We start from the raw sequence: 208 nt of genomic DNA on the forward strand, positions 1-208 counted from the left end.
ATGCACAAGCCCTCACGGGTTCTTATCGTCACCATGATGCTTCCTTTATGGGGAGTTGTACGTTTGGGCTTGTCTTTAGCAACATCCTGCTGTTCTTCATTACCAGCCTGAATCAACTCTTCAGGAATTCCTTCCACTTCTACAGGTACAACCTTCTTTTGTGTCTTCTTGAACCAGTCATAGAATGCCGTGTATGGAATATTGTTGC

1 pseudogene is annotated in these 208 nt (G+C 44.2%); it reads right to left on the reverse strand.

Going from position 1 to position 208, the window contains the following annotated elements:
• Positions 1–208: pseudogene (locus NW213_RS16930) on the reverse strand (hypothetical protein); the annotation flags it as partial.

The sequence above is a fragment of the Bacteroides sp. ET336 genome, from assembly GCF_024733815.1.
In the GTDB taxonomy this organism is placed as follows: domain Bacteria; phylum Bacteroidota; class Bacteroidia; order Bacteroidales; family Bacteroidaceae; genus Phocaeicola; species Phocaeicola cellulolyticus.